Annotated in this window: 16 protein-coding genes; 13 read left to right on the top strand and 3 right to left on the bottom strand. The window is 61.4% G+C overall.

Annotated features, from left to right (window positions below; translation table 11 throughout):
* Positions 1–2 precede the first annotated feature (2 nt).
* The 4 genes from FHS83_RS04730 to FHS83_RS04715 are packed head-to-tail and all read left to right on the top strand — an operon-like array spanning position 3 to position 5,783.
* Entirely contained in the window at positions 3–3,821 is a 3,819-nt protein-coding gene (locus FHS83_RS04730; RefSeq protein ID WP_167081406.1) for a baseplate multidomain protein megatron, read from the top strand.
* Positions 3,811–5,010, top strand: coding sequence for a DUF2793 domain-containing protein (locus FHS83_RS04725; protein WP_167081404.1), 1,200 nt, complete (start codon positions 3,811–3,813; stop codon positions 5,008–5,010). The genes FHS83_RS04730 and FHS83_RS04725 overlap by 11 nt, the downstream gene beginning before the upstream one ends.
* Before the next feature lie 10 nt (positions 5,011–5,020).
* Positions 5,021–5,284, top strand: a complete 264-nt coding sequence (locus FHS83_RS04720; RefSeq protein ID WP_167081402.1) for a hypothetical protein — start codon at positions 5,021–5,023, stop codon at positions 5,282–5,284.
* A 34-nt stretch (positions 5,285–5,318) separates the two neighbouring features.
* Positions 5,319–5,783, top strand: coding sequence for a hypothetical protein (locus tag FHS83_RS04715; RefSeq protein WP_167081400.1), 465 nt, complete (start codon positions 5,319–5,321; stop codon positions 5,781–5,783).
* Between the two features lie 35 nt (positions 5,784–5,818).
* Here FHS83_RS04715 and FHS83_RS04710 read toward each other — a convergent pair whose 3' ends face one another.
* The gene (locus FHS83_RS04710; RefSeq protein WP_167081398.1) at positions 5,819–6,229 is read right to left on the bottom strand and encodes a hypothetical protein; all 411 of its coding nucleotides are present in this window, start codon (positions 6,227–6,229) and stop codon (positions 5,819–5,821) included.
* Between the two features lie 206 nt (positions 6,230–6,435).
* Positions 6,436–6,861, bottom strand: coding sequence for a hypothetical protein (locus FHS83_RS19240; RefSeq protein WP_208414229.1), 426 nt, complete (start codon positions 6,859–6,861; stop codon positions 6,436–6,438).
* A 198-nt stretch (positions 6,862–7,059) separates the two neighbouring features.
* Here FHS83_RS19240 and FHS83_RS04700 point away from each other — a divergent pair, with 198 nt between their 5' ends.
* The 6 genes from FHS83_RS04700 to FHS83_RS04675 all read left to right on the top strand — a co-directional run bounded on the left by FHS83_RS04700 (position 7,060) and on the right by FHS83_RS04675 (position 13,092).
* Positions 7,060–7,563, top strand: a complete 504-nt coding sequence (locus tag FHS83_RS04700; RefSeq protein WP_167079621.1) for a PepSY domain-containing protein — start codon at positions 7,060–7,062, stop codon at positions 7,561–7,563.
* Positions 7,564–7,601: 38 nt separating this feature from the next.
* Positions 7,602–8,279: a response regulator transcription factor gene (locus FHS83_RS04695; RefSeq protein WP_167081396.1), complete on the top strand. Its 678-nt coding sequence runs from the start codon at positions 7,602–7,604 to the stop codon at positions 8,277–8,279.
* Between the two features lie 16 nt (positions 8,280–8,295).
* The gene (locus FHS83_RS04690; protein ID WP_167081394.1) at positions 8,296–9,672 is read left to right on the top strand and encodes a sensor histidine kinase; all 1,377 of its coding nucleotides are present in this window, start codon (positions 8,296–8,298) and stop codon (positions 9,670–9,672) included.
* A gap of 141 nt (positions 9,673–9,813) precedes the next feature.
* Positions 9,814–11,208 carry a hypothetical protein gene (locus tag FHS83_RS04685; RefSeq protein ID WP_167081392.1) on the top strand — a complete coding sequence of 465 codons (1,395 nt, stop codon included), beginning with the start codon at positions 9,814–9,816 and terminating at the stop codon, positions 11,206–11,208.
* A 185-nt stretch (positions 11,209–11,393) separates the two neighbouring features.
* A complete protein-coding gene (locus FHS83_RS04680) occupies positions 11,394–12,782 on the top strand; it encodes a CoA transferase (protein ID WP_167081390.1) in 1,389 nt (462 codons plus the stop codon).
* Positions 12,751–13,092 (top strand): hypothetical protein, encoded by a 342-nt coding sequence (locus FHS83_RS04675; protein ID WP_167081388.1) that lies wholly within the window; start codon positions 12,751–12,753, stop codon positions 13,090–13,092. The genes FHS83_RS04680 and FHS83_RS04675 overlap by 32 nt, the downstream gene beginning before the upstream one ends.
* Before the next feature lie 104 nt (positions 13,093–13,196).
* Here FHS83_RS04675 and FHS83_RS04670 read toward each other — a convergent pair whose 3' ends face one another.
* Positions 13,197–13,784 carry a hypothetical protein gene (locus FHS83_RS04670; RefSeq protein ID WP_167081386.1) on the bottom strand — a complete coding sequence of 196 codons (588 nt, stop codon included), beginning with the start codon at positions 13,782–13,784 and terminating at the stop codon, positions 13,197–13,199.
* A gap of 180 nt (positions 13,785–13,964) precedes the next feature.
* Here FHS83_RS04670 and FHS83_RS04665 point away from each other — a divergent pair, with 180 nt between their 5' ends.
* The 3 genes from FHS83_RS04665 (at position 13,965) to FHS83_RS19745 (ending at position 17,834) form a co-directional block, all read left to right on the top strand.
* The gene (locus FHS83_RS04665) at positions 13,965–15,524 is read left to right on the top strand and encodes a DegQ family serine endoprotease (RefSeq protein ID WP_167081384.1); all 1,560 of its coding nucleotides are present in this window, start codon (positions 13,965–13,967) and stop codon (positions 15,522–15,524) included.
* Between the two features lie 203 nt (positions 15,525–15,727).
* Positions 15,728–16,405, top strand: a complete 678-nt coding sequence (locus FHS83_RS04660; protein WP_167081382.1) for a response regulator transcription factor — start codon at positions 15,728–15,730, stop codon at positions 16,403–16,405.
* Positions 16,392–17,834, top strand: a complete 1,443-nt coding sequence (locus FHS83_RS19745) for an ATP-binding protein (RefSeq protein WP_167081380.1) — start codon at positions 16,392–16,394, stop codon at positions 17,832–17,834. Before FHS83_RS04660 ends, FHS83_RS19745 begins: the two co-directional genes overlap by 14 nt.
* Positions 17,835–17,859: the final 25 nt, after the last annotated feature.

Genomic DNA, 17,859 nt, shown 5'->3' with positions numbered 1-17,859 from the left:
TCATGGCTGCTCTAGTCTTAGGCGCGGCGGGTTCCGCCATCGGCGCCAGCTTTGGCGCGACCTCTGTTCTCGGCCTGACGATTTCGGGCGCCCAAATCGGCGGTGCGCTGGGAAGCCTCGCGGGCTCGGCGATCGATTCCGCGCTGATGCCATCGATCAAGCGCCAAGGCCCAAGGCTGTCGGATATTTCCCTGCAGGCCTCGCGCGAAGGCGCGCCCATTCCGCGTGTCTATGGCCGCATGCGGCTGGCCGGACAAATCCTTTGGGCGAGCCGCTTCAAGGAGGCGGTGAATCAGTCGGGCGGCAAGGGCCGTTCGGTCGAAACCACCACCTATAGCTACAGCGTCAGCTTCGCGGTTGGTCTGTGCGAGGGTGTGGTGACGCGCATTGGCCGCATCTGGGCCGATGGTAATCTGATCGATCCCTCTCAATACACGTTACGTTTCTATCCCGGCGATGAAACGCAAACCGCCGATCCCGCGATCGAGGAAATCGAAGGGGCGGGCAATAGCCCTGCCTATCGCGGGCTTTGCTATGTCGTCTTCGAGGATATGCCGCTCGCAGCCTTCGGGAATCGCATTCCCCAGCTGCAATTCGAAATCTTCCGCCCGCTGATCAGCGCAGGCAGTCTCGAAAGCCGCATCACATCCGTCGCACTTATCCCCGGCGCGGGTGAGTTCGTCTATGCGCCAGAAATTGTTACCGAAGATAATGGTCTTGGTACCACCAAGCCGCTCAATGCGCATAACGCCTCGAGCAGCTCTGATTTCACCGCCTCGCTGGACGAGCTTTGCGCGCTGGCGCCCAATTTGAAGTCCATCGCCCTGGTGGTGGGCTGGTTCGGCGATGATCTGCGCGCGGGCCAATGCCACATCCGCCCCGGTGTGGAAGAGATAGTGCGCGGCACCTATCCCGAAAGCTGGAGCGTCGCCGGCATTGCGCGCGAAAGCGCCTATCTCATCTCCATGATCGATGGGCGCCCGTCTTATGGTGGCACGCCGTCGGATCAAAGCGTTGGCGCTGCCATTGCTGCGATCAAGGCGCGCGGCCTTGCCGTCACCTTCTATCCTTTCGTCTTCATGGATATTCCAGCGGACAATACCAAGCCCAACCCCTATTCGAACAACGCCGCCAGCCCGGGCCAGCCCGCTTATCCTTGGCGGGGACGCATCACGTTGAGTCCGGCTGCGGGCTACAGCGGAAGCGTCGATCAAACCGCTGCTGCGTCGACACAGATCGCCGCCTTCTTCACGCAATACCGCGCCATGGTGCTGCATTATGCCGAGCTTTGTGCGGCCGCAGGCGGTGTGGATGCGTTTCTCATCGGCTCCGAACTCGTCGGCCTCACTAAGGCGCGCTCGGATGCTTCCACGTATCCCGCTGTGGCGGCGCTGAAAGCGCTAGCCGCCGATGTGAAGGCGCTGCTGCCTAATGCCAAGCTCGGCTATGGCGCCGATTGGACAGAGTATAACGGTCATCAGATGGGCGGAGGTGGTTTTCGCTTTCACCTCGATCCCTTATGGGCCGATCCCCATATCGATTTCATTGGTATCGACAATTACCTGCCGCTCGCCGATTGGCGCGAGAGCGGCGGGCTCGATGCAGCCGAATATGCCTCGCCTTATGATCTCGACTATCTCAAAGCCAATATAAGCGGCGGCGAGGGTTATGATTGGTATTACGCCAGCACCGCTGCGCGGGACGCACAGGGCCGCAGCGCGATTACCGATGGTCTCGGTAAGCCCTGGATCTGGCGCGCCAAGGATATCTGGAATTGGTGGTCGAACCGCCACTACGATCGCCCGAACGGGGCGGAAAGCGCCACGCCGACCGCTTGGATGCCGCAATCAAAGCCGATCCGTTTCACGGAATTGGGCTGCCCCGCGGCGGATAAAGGCGCCAACCAGCCCAATGTCTTTTATGATCCCAAATCCTCGGAGAGTTTCTTTCCGTATTATTCCAGTGGCATGCGTGACGATCTTATCCAGCGCCGCTTTCTGGAGGCGCATCTTTCCTATTGGCGCGATCCTGCCAACAATCCCACTTCTACCGTCTATGACGGAGCCATGCTGGATGTGGATGCCACCACCTTATGGTGCTGGGACGCGCGCCCTTACCCCTTCTTTCCAGCACTCAGCGATGTCTGGGGCGATGCTGCCAATTACACTACCGGCCATTGGCTGAATGGACGTTTGGGCACGGTACCGCTGGCCCAGCTTGTCGCCACTCTCTGCGCAGATGCGGGGTTTTCCGCTGTCGATGTCTCTGGCCTTTCCGGCCTCGTCGCCGGTTACGCCGTGACCGACACGATGAGCATCCGCGAGGCGCTGGCGCCTTTGATGAGCGCTTATGCTTTCGATGCCATAGAGCGCGAGGGCAATATCGTTTTTCTGTCGCGCGGCGGCGCCGAGCCGCTGTGCCTCAGCAAAAGTGATCTTGTGGTCACGGGCGATAATGCCGGTTTCACCCTGCAGCGCAATGATGCGGCGGATATTCCCTGTGCCGCGCGGCTCTCCTATCTCGATGCGGGAAGCTATGACGAGGCGGTGGCGCAAAGCGCCCATCTGGCGGGCACAAAGCGCGTCGCCACCTCCGCATTGGCGCTTCTACTCGATCAAAGCGAGGCGCAAGCGATCAGCGATCGGCTTCTCGCCGATGCGGCGGTGATGTCGGAACTCGCGAATTTCGCGCTGCCGCCCTCGCATCTCGCGCTTGATCCCGCGGATGAGGTGCGGCTGGAGGCTGGCGGTCGGGTGCGGCGCTTGCGGCTCACCTCCATTGCCGATGCGGGCGCGCGCAAGATCGAGGCTGTTGCCACCGATCCGTCGCTGTATGAAAGCCGTGCAGGCGCGGCCCGCTCTCTGCGCTCTACGCGAAGCCTTGTCCGTCCGGGCCGTGTGCTGGTGGTGTTCCTCGATCTGCCGCTCCTCTCTGAAACCCAGGATGCGGCCTCACCTTTTATCGCGGGTTTCGCTGATCCCTGGCCGGGCAGGGTGGTGGTGTATAAAGACGGCGTAGAGGCCGCCACGCTCACCGCGCCCGCCACGCTTGGCCAAACGCTTTATGACTTCTGGCCCGGGCCGCTCAATCGCTTCGACCTTGTGAACAGCCTCACGGTGAGCCTGATCAATGGCGCGTTCCTTTCGGTTTCGGATACCGATCTTTTCGCCGGCGCCAATCGCTTGGCCGTGCAAAATCCTTCCGGTGCCTGGGAGGTGCTGCAATTCGCCAGCGCCGAGCTGATCGCCCCCAGCACCTGGCGCCTCACGCGCTTTATCCGTGGCGTGCAAGGAAGCGAGCAGGCGATGGCCTCCCCGGTGCCTGCGGGCGCGCGTGTGGTGTTGCTTGATGACGCCCTGACGCAGATTCAGCTTGGCACCGGTGAGGCACTTCTCGCTCATAACTATACCTATGGCCCGGAAGGTCTGCCGCTCGCCGATCCCGCTTTCCAAACTCAGCCGCAGAGTTTTTCGGCCAAGGGGCTCATCCCGCCTGCACCCTGTCATGTGGATTTTCAATGGTCAGGCAGCGATCTGATCTTCACCTGGCGCCGCCGTGATCGCAGTTTTTCGGCATCGAGCATTCTTCTTTCGGAGACGCCGCAATCAGACCCTGCGCTCTTCGATCTCGACATTCTTTCCGGCGACACGGTGGTACGCAGCTATCGCGCCATCGCGGGCGAAAGCCAGCGCTACAGCGTAGCCGATCAGGAGGCGGATTTTCCGTCCGGTCTCCCCAATCCTTTGACCCTGCGTGTCGCCCAGCGTTCCACCGTGCTTGGACGGGGGAACATGAAAACGGAAACCCTCTATGTCCGATAAAACCCCGCGTTTAAAATTAGCACAGCTCGTCTCGCTGCAATCGGCCAATCCCGTCACCTGGAACGAGGCCCTGGCTGAGCTCGATGCCTTGTTCGATCTTTGCCTCTTGGGCCAATTCGTCAACACGCCGCCCGCAAGTCCCACTGATGGCGATGCCTATCTCACGGGTGGGGCGCCCAGCGGAGCATGGTTGGGCTATGCGTATAAGATCGCCTATTGCCTTGATGGCGCTTGGCGGTTCTTCACCCCTTTCAATGGGCTGCGCGCTTTCGTGGTGCCGTCGAGCGCCTTTATAGTCTATCTCAATGGCGTCTGGACGGACTGGAACGCGCTGATCTCGGCGAACGAAACCTCCATCGCCTCGGCGGGCACGTGCGATCTTGAGGCGGCGGGTTCGCTCTTTATCCAGATCACCGGCACCTCGACGATTACGTCCTTCGGTAGCGCCGCCAACAAGCTGCGCTTTGTGCGGTTTGCGCAGGGCCTCACCCTCACCCATAACGCCGCCTCTCTTGTTCTTCTGGGCGGGACAAGCCGCGTGACCCAGGCCGGAGATGTAGGGCTTTACGCCTCTGATGCCTCGGGCAATTGGCGCGAGCGCGCCTATTTCCGCGCGGCCGCCAATGCTGGTGATTTCGCTACCAAAAGCGGCGCGGAAACCCTTTTTAATAAGACACTCGCCACGCCCTTCGTAAGCGGGCTTCTTTCGCTCGCGGGCGGGCAGATCGGCTTTCCCGCGGCGCAGATCGCTTCGCCAGACGCCAACACGCTCGATGATTACGAAGAGGGGATCTGGTCGCCATCCATCATCTCCGCGGTGCCAGCCTCCGGAGCTTCCGTGATGGTCGGCTCAGGCAGTTATATCAAGATCGGCCGTCTCGTTTGCGTTCGCTTCGGTATTCGGGTGGGGTCTTCTGGGGTGGGCGGCAGTGGTGCTGTGCGCATCGGCGGCTTGCCTTTTGTGCAGGAGTGCACCGGCAGTTATGCCGAAGCCGCAGTGCTTTTAGGGTCGCAGGGTGGTTTCGCAACGCCATCCATTTGCGGTGCGGTAGGATTCTTTGTCTCCTCGAACAGCGCCTATATGGAAGGGCGCATCTTGAACACCAACGGCGACACCGCCCTGAACTGGTCCGAAATCACGCCCAACACCTTCCTTGGGCGCGAACTCTTCTATTTCACCCCCAATTGAGGAGGCTGCCATGCCCTCTATTTCTGCTCTCACTCAGCCGGATGAAACCATAACTGTTTTGCCTGACGGGCAACTGCAGATCCGTGAGGCCACCTTCATCACTGTTGATGGTGAGATCGATCCATCCTATCCGCCGCGCTATCACCGCTATGTTTTGGTGCCGGGGGACGATCTATCGGCCAAATCCGAAAAAATCAAAGCCATCGCTGCGGCGGTATGGAGCGACGCAGTGATCGCGGCCTACCGCGCCAGCCTGCAAACCTTTGCGGGCTGAGCCCGCGTTCCAGAACCTTCAAGGAGTTGAGACAATGGAGCTTGTGTCCATGCTCGGCGATGCGCTGAGCGGTGGCCTTTTTGGCTTGATCGGCAATGTCGCGAGCAAGGCCGTTGGCGTTTTCGAAGCGCGTGAGATTTTCGCGCAAAAAAAAGAAGAGTGGGGCCATGAGGAGCGCATGGCGGACATGGCGATGAAAGCCAAAGCGGCGGAAGCGGCAGACATGCGCGCCTCCACCGCGGCGTCCGGTTCCTGGACGGGGCTTTGCGAAAGCCTGAAAGCCGAAGGCGCTATTGGCGTGAGCTATCCTTGGGTGAATGCCGTGCGCGCGCTGGTGCGTCCGGTTCTAACTGTCGGGCTTTGTGGTTTTCTTTCTGCGGCGTTTTTCGCCCTGCCGGCAACAGACGCGGCGCGCGGCGAAATCAGCGGCTCTCTGGTTTTCGCGGCCGTCACTGCAGTGGTATGGTGGTTCGGCGATCGCGCCAAAGCCAAAGCCTGAGGAACAGGCCCGCCTTTCTAGCGGGCCTTCACGTTTCAGAAGCGCACCACGCCGATATAGGCGCCGGTATAAGGATTGATTTCGACAAAGATGCGCCGTCCGCGCCGGTCGAAGCTCTTCACCACATAGCGGCCGCGATACCAATAGGGATCGCCATCGAAGCGGTTGTAGTGGTGGCGGCGCAGCTCGTGGAAAATGCGGTCGCGCGCGACATAGCCGCGATATTCGGGGCGCCAATACCGGTCACGGTGTTTGCCCCAATCATTATGTCCGCGCATGTCATGGTCCCGCATCGCATCCGGTCCGCGCATATCGCGCATATCGCGCATGGGCGGGTGATCGTCGCGATGTGGGGGATCCGCAAAGCTCGCGCTGGTGCAGAGGAGCGCGGCGGCAAACGCGGTCATTCCAAATGTCTTAAGCGAAAGACGCTTGCTCAAACCCATTCAATTCTCCTGTCAACAAACCAACACTACGCCTCTCAAGCCGCTTGGGTTCCGTGCGGGTTCCTAGCACGTAACAAACTGTATCAACGCCGAAGGCCCCGCGAGGGGGCTCGCGAGGCCTTCGCTTGATCGCCGGAGGGACCTACAGGGAGGGGCGGACTGTGGCTCCCCCGACTCAAGGCCTATTCCTTTAGAACGCGGCTTTGTTAGAAGCGGATCACACCCAAAAAGCCGCCGGTGTAGGGGTTCATCTCAACGAACACGACGCGGCCCCAGCGGTCGTAGCTGCGCACGACATAGCGGCCCTGATACCAATAAGGGGCTCCATCCCAGCGGTAATAGCCATGCGCGCGCAAGCTGCGATAATAGATGTCGCGATCGCTGATATAGCCACGATAGCCATAGCGCCAATAACGGTCGCGATCGCCATGCCAGCGGCCGTGATCGTCGCGCCAGTGCCAGTCGGCGCGTCCGCGCCATGCATCGTTGAAGCCATCGCGGTCGTGGCGTTCGGCCCAGCCATGGTCCGGGCGGCCATCATGATCGCGGTCGCGATCCCAGGCGGCGGAGGCGCCGGCTGTGGTCATCATGGCAGCCGCTGCAGCCGTCAAAAGAAGTGTCCTGATCTTCATCTCTCTCTCCTTCTGGGCCGTTTCGGCCCCCATTTGACGCAAGGTGCGAACCCCCGCCCATTGCGCGACACCGGGAACGGGATTTGTGACAAAAAAGTTCCCTGTATCGATGGTGGTGAGATTAGTATGGGCTCTCTGAACTGACCCTGGATGGCATATTCAGCTTCGGTTCATATGCTGGGGGATAGTGGAAAGGCTATGCGCGCGCGTCTGGTAAGCTTTTTTGTAGTACTGCTCGCGCTCGCCGTCCCGGCTCTGGCTCAGGATGGGCGCGGCGGCGGTTCGCTCGACCGCATTTTGCCCCAGATCCGCCACTCCATGCCTGGCCGGTTTTACGACGCGGAGGGCCCCTTTTTCGGGCCAAGCGGCCAATCCTATTACCGCATCAAGTGGATGACGCCCGATGGCAGGATCATCTGGTTCGCCGCGGATGCGCGCACGGGGCAGATTATGGGCGGCGCGCCTTCTGGCGGCGCCCAGCCTTATCGCGCCGATGCCCCAGATGATCGCAGAGATTATGATCGCCGCGACTACGCCCCGCCGCGCAATAATTTCGAGGACCGGCGCTGGGATCGCGGTTCGCGGGACGATCGCTACCACGATGATCGTTCGCGTGACGACCGATCTCGGGATGACCGCAATGGCCGCGGGCGCTATGATCGCGACTCTGACCGGGATGGCGACCGCCGCCGTCCTCGCTAACTGAAGTTCCTAATCCAAATCCCTAACCAGGGTGATCAATGCGACTGTTACTGGTGGAAGACGATGCGGATCTGCAGCGCAACCTCAAAAAGGCGCTGAGCGACGCTGGCTATGCGGTGGATCAGGCTTTTGATGGCGAAGAAGGCCACTTCCTCGGCGATACAGAACCCTATGACGCGGTGATCCTCGATCTCGGTCTGCCCAAGATGGATGGTGTGCGGGTGCTGCAGCAATGGCGCAAGGCCCACAAAACCATGCCGGTCTTGATCCTCACCGCGCGCGATAGCTGGTCCGATAAGGTTGCCGGCTTCGATGCGGGTGCCGACGATTATCTCGCCAAGCCTTTTTACACCGAAGAACTTCTGGCGCGTTTGCGGGCGCTGTTGCGCCGGGCGGCGGGTTTTGCCACCTCTGAGATCGAGATTGGCCCCTTGCGCATCGATACACGCTCCTCGCGCGTGACGCTGAACGGCAATCCGGTGAAGCTGACCAGCCTCGAATATCGCTTGCTTGCCTATCTCGCCCATCACAAGGGCAGGGTGGTGTCGCGCACCGAACTTGTCGAACATCTTTACGATCAGGATTTCGACCGCGATTCCAACACCATCGAAGTCTTCGTCGGCCGCCTGCGCAAGAAGCTGGAAGCCGATCTCATCCAAACGGTACGCGGGCTTGGCTACTGCCTCGATGATCCTTCAGCGCCTCGCAAAGATTAAGCTCCGGCCTGGGCCGATGTTCACAAAGGTGCCGCGCTCGCTCGCGTCGCGCCTGATCTTGGCCGCTGCCGTTTGGGCGGCCATCGCGCTCGCCGCAGGCGGATATGTGTTGTCGAATGCCTTCATGGAGGCGATGCGGGATAATTTCGATACCCAGCTTCAGGTCGATCTTGATGGCCTCATCACTGCGGCAGATGGCGATAGCTTCGGCGGAATCGTTCTGCGCGACCGCTTTCTCAATCGCCGCTTCGCGCGCGCTTATTCCGGCCTCTACTGGCAAATCGATCCGTCCGATTCCATGCCGGTAATGTTCTCTCATTCCTTGCTGGATCAAACGCTGCGCCCCGATGGGCTGAAGGTGAAGGATGGCAGCGTCTCCTTCGGCTATGCGCAAGGACCTTTGGATCAGCATCTTCGGGTGATCGCGCGCCGCGTGAGCTTTCCCGTCACCAACACGCCCAACCCCAAGGATTTCAAATCCTATACCTTTCTTGTGGCGGGCGATGTCTCCAGCGTGGAAGCCTCGGTCGCCGAATTCAACCACATCATCTTCTGGTCCTTCGCGGCCTTGTTCTTCGGGCTTTTGGCGGCGGTGCTTTTGCAGGTGCGCATTGGTTTGCAGCCCTTACGGCGGGTGGAAGAATCGCTCTCCCGCATCCGCTCCGGCGCGGCGCAGCATCTTGAAGGCAAATTCCCCGCTGAGATCGCGCCGCTGGCTTCAGAGCTTAACAGCCTGATCGAGCATTCGGCCGAGGTGGTGGGGCGCGCCCGCACCCATGTCGCCAACCTCGCCCATTTTCTCAAAACCCCGCTCTCGGTGCTGGTGGCCGAATCCGAAGCCAATCCGGGGCCCCTGGCCGATACGGTGAAGCGCCAGGTCGGCGTCATGCGCCGTCAGGTCGATCATTATCTCACCCGCGCCCGCGCCGCTGGCGCCGTCAACGCGCTGGGCAATCGCACCCAGGTCTCCCCGGTTCTGGAAGACCTCGCGCGGGTCCTGATGCGTATCCATCAGGAGCGCGGCATCATCATCACCGTGCATTGCCCCGAGACACTCTATTTCCGCGGCGAGCGCCAGGATTTGGAGGAGATGGCGGGCAATCTCATGGACAACGCCTGCAAATGGGCGAAGGGCCGGGTGATCGTGACCGCCGAACGCCTGGAGGGGCGCCTGTTTCAGCTCTCCATCGAGGATGACGGGCCAGGCCTTGCGCCCGAGGATCGCGGAAGGGTGATGAGCCGGGGTGAGCGCCTGGATGAAAGCGTCCCCGGCACAGGGCTGGGCCTCTCCATCGTGCGCGAGATCGCCAAGCTCTATGGCGGTCAGCTTGTCATGGATGAGGCTCGCCTTGGCGGTCTTGCCACCCGCCTGAACCTGCCGGTGCTGGGCTAAGCCCATTGCAACCAGATTATCTAACCCAGGCAAAAGGATCTGTAATTTTACGGGCTTATAACAATTAAGCCGGATTGCGAGCGGCAATCGCCTGTTAAGGCGTCTGCGTTTAGGATGTTCCGTCAATTCGCGTCTGGACCCATGCTTACGACTGACAAGATGATGCTGCTACAGAGATTCCTCGGCAGTTTGCCGGGGGATGTGGCTGGCCGTCTTGCCAGCGCGATCGAGATCGACCGTCTGGTCGATGGCAAGGCGCTGCCGCATGAGCTGATCCTGGATGGGTTGCGCCCTGTATTGCGCGGGGCCGATGCCCGCAAACGCACGCCCACGCCGTTGCGCCTCTTCTGTCAGCCTTTCGAGGATTTGCTCTCCAATGTCCTGCGCAAGGAAAAGCAGCGCGGGCGGCTTTTTCGCGGGCACATCATCCCGATCTGGCAATGGGTAAGCCGCGATCTCGTCGTTGCCGAGGCCAAGACCTATGGCGATGATATCCGGCGGCTCGCCGTGCGGGGCAAATACACCGAAGCTCTGGCGCGCGCGGAAGTCTTTTGGCCGATCGCCGGCACGGCGATGACGGAAGCCCTCAAGGCCAACCGCAAGAAAGCAGCCTTGGCTCTTGGCGGTGAGGCGGTGGCCGCCGATGCCGAAGATATCGCGGCTGTGCTGCGTTCGGGCTCGGCGATGCTGGCGGTGCAGGCGCTGCTTGAACGAAACACCCCCGCCTTGAATGAAGAGCTTTTATGGGGGCTTCGCGGCATCTACGACGCCGTGGTCGAAACTAATCTCGATGCCGCTCCGCTGGTGTCGGTGGTGGCGATGCGCCGTCTCGCCAAGCCTTGGGAGGCGCTCAAGCTGCCGCGCCTGGTGGCACGCCAGACCACCGATGCTTTGATCTCTTCGACCGATATGGGCCTTGCCGGTGAAGTGCTCTTCGCTGATATGGATGATGCGCGCGAAGCGATCATGAACCTGCGCCATCCCCATTTCGACATCGATGTGCTGATCGCTAACCTCGCCTCCTTCACCACCAACTCCACCGCCATCGTCAAAGAACTTGAGATCCTGCGCGCCGGCAAATGGGGTCAGCGCCTCTTGAAGGAACGCGCCGCGGTCGGCGGGGTGATGGATACCTTCATGGAGCGCGCGCCCAAGGAAATCATGGCGGCGCTGCCCACCCATAAGGCCGGTTATTCCGGCGGCCCGCGTGTGCCCGATCTCAATAAGCCGGTCGATCCTGACAAGGTCGATCGCGCGATGCGCTATGGCAAAGTTCTGGCGAACACCAAGCTCTATTCTGTGCCTGGCTCTTTTGGCGCTAAGCATCAGAACGCCGTGGACGAGGTGACAAGTTTCTTACGCAGCTACACTGAGGATCTGCTGAAAGAATTGCGCAGCGCCGAAGGCCCCCGCCAAGAGGTGGCGCAAGCCCAGTTCCAGCTTGTCCTCGACCTTACCGTTCTGCTTTTCGAGCCGAGCGATGCCGATTTCGTCCGCCGTCGTGGCAAAGCCGCCGGAGCGCTGGTGGAAGGCTGACGTAAAATAAGCTGCATTTCAGGTGCAATACGCTGCATTCCCGCAATGGTTTAGAGTGCAGACAAATACCCCTCCCAAATCGTCTTGGCATTTCTATTTATCGGCTAATCTCGCATCCGATTCGGCTAGTCCCCCTGGCGGGACTTTACGCTGCGGCCTATGACGGACTGCCGCCGGAGATTGGCATGACGCCGCAAACGTCGTTTGAGTTTCTCAACCGCGCCGCTGGGATCGCCCCGCTGGCCGCGCCGCGCTTTGAGCGCGGGGAAGCTTTGTTCGCACCCTTCCGCTTTGCCACCGCCGCCGCGGCCGCATTGGCGTTTGGAGCAGGGGTTGCGGGCGAAATTTGGCGCCTGCGCGGCGGCGAACGTCAGGCGATCCATGTGGATGTACCTGCTGCAGGCGCGTCTTTGGCACCGCATCTCACATTGCGCCGCAATGGTTCGCTGGTCGCGGCGCTGAAAGATGAGACGGCGGCGACGGGCTTCTATCAATCGGGTGATCGTCGCTGGCTTTATCTGCGCGGGGCGCAGCCGCATTTATCGACGCGCATCTTCGATCTTCTCAATGCCGCCAACAGCCGTGAGGCGGTGGTCGAGTCGGTGGCGCGATGGAATGGACAGGCGCTGGAAGACGCGCTCGCTTTTTTGAAAATGCCAGGCGCCTTGGTGCGCAGCGCCGAGGAATGGCGCGCGCTCGCAGGCATTGCTCCCCCGCCGATCCAGCTTAAGAAAATCGGCGATGCGCCGCCCTTCCGCCCACGTGAGGCTGGCCAGGCGCTTAGAGGTCTGCGTGTTCTCGACGTGACACGCTATTGCGCCGGGGCTGCCGCCACCGCGCTCTTGGGCAGCCATGGCGCCGAGGTGCTGCAGATTTGCTCGCCCCGCGATCCGCTCGATCCCCCTATGGCGTTCAGCGGCGGTAAGCGCTTGGCCAATCTGGACCTCGCCAAGCCGGGGGATGCCGAAACCCTGCGCCACCTGGTGCGCGAGGCCGAGATTTTCGTCGATTCGCACCGCCCTGGCGTCCTGGCGGGGCTGGGCTTTTCCCCGGCGACCCTGGCCCACACCGCGCCCGGCATTGTGGTGGTGGAGATCGCCGCTTTCTACGGCCCATGGGCGCCCCGGCGCGGCTTCGAGGAGGTGGTGCAGGCGGCGACCGGGCTGGCGCTGGAAGCAGCCAAAAGCGGAAAATCCGGCCTTCCAGAGCTGATTTGCCATCCCGTTCTGTCGGTCTTGACCGGCTATCTCGCCGCGGCGGGGGCGAAAGCCGCGCTCCTGAAGCGGATTCGTGCAGGCGGAAGCTGGCAGGTGAACGTCTCGCTCGCCGCCACCGCCGCCTGGGTCATGAGCCTTGGCCGCTGTGCCGCGCAGGAGGGGCTTCCGGACGGTATAGACCCATATCTTTATTCGTGCGAAACGACGTCCGGCTGGTTCGAACTCCTCGGGCCGGTGGTCCGGATGGACAAGACCCCGCCCATCAAGGGAGCGCTTCCGGACGGTTTCGTTTCACCCAGATGGGCATCCCTCCACGAGGAAGCCAATGGCGCCGAAGAACAATCCGCTCAAACTTAACCCCCTTCAGCTTCGCACCCTGACCATTCTGCAGGGGCTCGCCAGCATCCCCGGCACCGCCGTGCAGGAGCCGAATGGCGAAATCACCATTGTCCAATTCCCCCAGCCGCATGGCGACCATTTCCATCTCGGCAATGCCGTGGTGGCGACCAAGGACACGACCGGCCTCTTCAATGAAGCGGTCTGGAATGCTTTGGCGCGCAAGGGCCTGGCCCGCACCGATTGGCCCCATCGCATCACGCTGACCATCGACGGCTTGCAATACAACACCGGCCTTGCCGGCGAGATATTCCACGCCAGCGGGCATTAAGCCTTCCCGTCATGGCCGCCCTTGAGGCGGCCATCCATCGGCCGAGCGTCTGCGAGGCAAAATTCTGGATGGCCGGGTCAAGCCCGGCCATGACGATGTGTAGATCACACCCGCTTCAACACCAGCATCGCTTTGAACAGGCCCATCGCTTCGGGCTTGGCGAAGAAGGCGTCTAGCGCGGCGGGATCATCGGCGAGGGTGACATCGCCGCTGTCGCCGGGCTCGATTGTGCCTTTGAGCTTTCCGGCTTTCACCGCCGCCTTCACCTTCTCCTCGTCCAGCACATAGAGCGTCAGCACGTCGCCGCGAAGGACATAGGCGAGGGGGATGATCGCGTCTTTCAGCTTGCCCTCGGCGGCGGCATCCTTATCGAAGGCCATGGCGGCGTTGAGATAGTTTTGCCCGCCCAGCCGCGCCGTTTTCACCCGGAAGATGGTCCAGCCATCGTCATTGCCGCCATCGGCCATCACCAGCGCGGCGGTCAGTGCGCCATCCTTGCCGGCCATAAAATGCAGATAACCATCTTTGGCTTTCGGATCGTCGGGATTGTGTCCCTTCCAGGTGCCGTAAAGCGCCCTATCCGCGCCAAGGCCCGCGGTGGTGCCCAGCGGGCTTTTGCTCGTGACCGGCAGACAGCCCCCCAAAAGCAGCGCGACAAGCGCCAGCAAAAGACCGCGCCAGAGTGGGTTCATGGCGAAATCCCCCCGAATTCCGGGCTGGGACTATACAACTTTCGCTTTCTCTACGGGAATCCGGATTTCCTTCAGCAACCCTTCCAAAAAATATCCATATCATTGCAACGAGTTCATCTTTGAGCAATAATCGAGAAAGAAATTGGATATATATCATCCCCACCTTCGATGGTGTGGACAATGAACAAAGAGCAGGTCATGGCCTATATGAAGCGAAACAAGGCTCTCCTGGCGGGCACCGCCGCCGCGGCGATCATCCTGGTCAGCGTTGGCGCTTATGCGCTGTTGCCCGATCATAATGGCGAGCCGGTGCGCTATGCCGTCGCCGCCGATAAATCCAATGGCTCGGCCCCGCCGCCGCGCATGATGGAGAACGGCACGCCCTTCTCCTTTGCTGATCTTGTCGAACGCGTCAGCCCCGCCGTGGTGTCTGTGACCGCCGATGTGGTGGAAAAGCAGACCGCGCAGGGTCTCGACGACATGCCCGAAGGCTTCCGCGATTTCTTCCGCCAGTTCGGTGGCCGCCCGCAAGTGCAGCCTCAGCCGCGCAAAGGCGTCTCGATGGGCTCTGGCTTCATCATCGATAAGTCGGGCTTCATCGTCACCAACAACCACGTCGTCGCCAACGCGTCGAAGATCACCGTGAAGCTGCCCGATGGGCGCAGCTTCGATGCCAAGCTGATCGGCACCGATGCCGCGACCGATGTCGCGCTGCTGAAAGTGACGTCTGAAAAAGCCCTGCCGACTGTTGAATTCGGCAACGACCGCGCCATTCGCGTCGGTGATTGGGTGGTGGCGGTGGGTAATCCCTTCGGCCTCTCCAACACCGTGACCGCGGGCATTGTCTCCTCGCTCGGCCGCGATATTGGCAGCGCGGAACAGCCCTATACCGACTTCATCCAGATCGACGCGCCGATCAACCGTGGCAACTCCGGTGGCCCGACCTTTGATTTGCGCGGTCAGGTGATCGGCATGAATTCAATGATCTTCTCGCCCACCGGCGGCTCCATCGGCATTGGCTTTGCGATTCCGGCCTCGACCATCAAGGATGTGGTCGCTGCGCTGCAGACCCATGGCCGCGTTGCGCGTGGCTGGCTCGGCGTGCAGATCCAGCCCGTTACGCCGGAAATTGCCTCCTCGCTCGGCGTGAAGGATCCCAAGGGCGCACTGGTCGCCAGCGTGGTGCCGGATAGCCCGGCGGCGCGCGCCGGTGTCCGCCCCGGTGACCTTGTTCTCTCGATCAATGGCAAGGAAGTCGCCGATTATCACGATCTGACCCGCAAGGTGGCGCAGATCCCGGCCGGCAAGACCGCAGCGCTGGCGATTATGCGCGATGGTGCCCGCCAGACCGTGGATGTCACCATCGGTGCCCGCAAGGACACGCAAGTCGCCGCCGCGGGGCCGCAGAACCAAGCCGGTCCGGCTGCTGGCGCGGTTACCGGCAAGGCGATGGGGCTTGGCCTTTCCGCGCTGACCCCGGATGTACGCCGCGCATACAATGTCGATGACGGCGTGCAGGGCGTCCTGGTCACCAATGTCGATCCTGACTCCAAAGCCGCCGAGCAAGGCGTGCAGCAGGGCGATGTGGTGGTTTCGGTCCGCAACAAGGCCGTGCATACGCCGCAGGATGTCGAGAAAGCCGTTGCGGCGGCAAAGTCTTCGGGCCTGAAGTCGGTTCTCTTGCTGGTTTCCTCGGGCGGTACCGCGCGCTTTGTGGCCGTGCCGATCGAGAAGGCCTGACGTTTCGTTCTGCCGGGCTCTCCACCCCCTCGGAGCCCGGCGTCCCTCGCGCCGGTGGTGGCTTTCCCCCCGGTTGCCACCGGCGCGGGACCTTGCTTTTCAGTCCTGAAGTTTTGGTTCTGGGATTTTGGGGATTTGAATTTCCGGGCGCCGCGTTGGGCCCTTTTGTCGAAGCTATTGCTCTAAAAATGGAGGCACCCCGCATGCGCATTCTCGTCGTGGAAGACGATCTCGAGGCGCAGCGTTATCTCGTGAACGGGCTGAAGGAAGCCGGGCACGTGGTCGACGAAGCAGCAGACGGCGATACCGGCCTGACCCTGGCACTTTCCCGACCCTATGATTGCGCCATTGTCGACCGCATGTTGCCGAAGATGGATGGCCTCAATGTCGTTGCCGAGATGCGCGAGCATGGCAATGTCATCCCGGTCCTGTTCCTTTCGGCCCTCTCCGAGGTCGATGATCGCGTTAAAGGCTTGAAAGCTGGCGGCGATGATTACCTCACCAAGCCCTACGCTTTTGTCGAGCTGCTCGCCCGCATCGATGCCTTGATGCGCCGCCGCGCGCCCGCCACCGTCAAGACCAAGCTCAGCGTCGGCGAGCTGGAGCTTGATCTTCTCACCCGCACCGCCACCCGTTCGGGCCAGGCCATTGATCTTCAGCCGCGCGAGTTTCGCCTGCTGGAATATCTAATGCGCCATGCCGGTCAGGTGGTGACGCGCACCATGCTTCTGGAAAGCGTTTGGGAATATCACTTCGATCCCCAAACCAATGTCATCGATGTTCATATCTCCCGTCTCAGAGCCAAGATCGACAAGGGCTTCGAGGCTCCGCTGCTGCATACCATCCGTGGTGCGGGATATATGATCCGTGGTGCGAAATAACGCTTTCTGGCATTGGGCAAAGCGGCTCCTGCATACGCAGGCCTTCCGCATGCTCCTGGTGTTTGTCTTCTTCTACGCGGTATCGGCGACAGCGCTCGTCGCCTTTACCTGGTGGAACGCCCAGCGCGCCCTTGATGCCCAAACCGATGACACCATCGAGGCCGAGGTCGGCGGTTTGCGCGAGACCTATCAGCGCCTCGGTGTGATCGGTCTTTCCGATGTCATCACCAGCCGCGTCGCGCAGCATGGCTCGGGCATCTATTACCTGCGCAGCTCCAATGGTGCGGTGCTGGCCGGCAATCTTCTGGAGCTGCCGGATGCGGCGCGCTCCGATGGCCGCTTCTTCGAATTCGATTACCAGCGCAGCCAGCAAGACGAGACCGTCACCCGCACCGCGCGCGGCGAGGCTTTCACCGTGCCCGGTGGATTCATTTTGCTGGTGGCGCGCGACATCTCCGACCAGAAGCTCAGCCGTAAGAAATTCCTCACCTCCATTCCCTGGTCGGTGGGGCTGATGCTGCTCTTTGGCATCGGCGGCGGCATCTTGATGAGCCGCAATTTCCTGCGCCGCCTCGATGTCATCACACGCACCTCCTCGGAAATCGTGGCTGGGGATTTCTCCCGCCGCGTACCGATCACCGAAGCGCATGATGAGATGGATTCGCTCGCTGAAAACCTCAACACCATGCTGGAGCGGACCGAGCGTCTGATGAAAGGCATGCGCGAGGTGGTGGATTCGGTGGCGCATGATCTGCGCACACCCTTGAACCGCTTGCGCCTGCGCCTGGAAGAAATGCAGCGCAAGCTCGATCCCGAATCCCCGCAGCATGAGGATATCGAGAACGCGCTTGCCGAAACCGACCGGCTGATTGGCACCTTCAACGCGCTGCTTCTCATCGCCCAGGCCGATAGCGGCATCATCCGCGATTCCATGGGGCCGGTGGATCTTTCGGTCATCGTCGCCGATGTCGCTGATCTCTATTTGCCGCTGGCCGAGGAAAAGGAAATCACACTGGAAGTGCTGCCTTCCGGCGTGCTGACGGTGGAAGGCAATCGCAGCCTTGTTTCTCAGGCGCTCGCCAATCTGATCGACAACGCCATCAAATATTCCGGCCCCGGCGATCGCATCACGGTCTCGGTCAGCGAGACGCCGCTCAGCATCGATATGACCGTCGCCGATACCGGTCCCGGCATCCCTGAGGACGAACGCGCCCGCGTGCTCGAACGTTTTGTGCGCCTGGAGAAGAGCCGCAACTCCCCCGGTACCGGGCTTGGCCTCAGCCTTGTCTCCGCTGTGGCGCGCATGCATGACGCGAGCCTGATCCTTGCCGATACGACCCCCGGCGCCACCCCGCCCGGTCTCAAAGCGGTGCTCTCCTTCCCGCGTGCGCTGGGACGCAAACCTAATATGGTCGAGCGGGCGTTTTAGAACCCCTCCCCAGAACCGTGTTGCG

The sequence above is a fragment of the Rhizomicrobium palustre genome, assembly GCF_011761565.1.
GTDB classification, from domain to species: Bacteria; Pseudomonadota; Alphaproteobacteria; order Micropepsales; family Micropepsaceae; genus Rhizomicrobium; species Rhizomicrobium palustre.
The sequence above is the reverse complement of the archived record's forward strand: the minus strand, read 5'-3'. Positions and strand labels throughout refer to the sequence as shown.